This window comes from Halorubrum sp. SP3, from assembly GCF_005435195.1.
Classification (GTDB): Archaea; Halobacteriota; Halobacteria; order Halobacteriales; family Haloferacaceae; genus Halorubrum; species Halorubrum sodomense.
Map to the genome: position 1 here is coordinate 1 of NZ_SGTU01000160.1, position 339 is coordinate 339.

A 339-nucleotide genomic window follows, 5' to 3' on the forward strand; every position below is an offset into this window, starting at 1 on the left:
AAATACTTGACCTCGCCATCGTAGAAGTACGGCTGAACGATGGGCTGTGCGACCGTGGCACGGAACCGAACGTACTCGTCGGTGTCGAGGCGAAGAACGTCGTCGCCGACGCTCATGCCCGAGAGAAGGCCAATCTGGCAGTCAGGGCGACGAGCACGGATCCGGCCGAGCAGCTCCTCGGCGGTCGGGTCAGCGAGTTCGCCGTCAAGAAGTACTACGTCGACATCCGCGTCGAGCGCGTCGAGCGCACGCTCGCCGTCGACCGCGGTTCGAACCACGTACTCCTCCAGCCAATCGGCGTACTCCGCGACCTCCTCGCGGTCGTCTTCGATGATCAGG

At 63.7% G+C, this 339-nt stretch carries 1 pseudogene; it reads right to left on the reverse strand.

Annotated features, from left to right (window positions below):
* Window positions 1-339: pseudogene (locus EXE42_RS16030) on the reverse strand (response regulator); the annotation flags it as partial.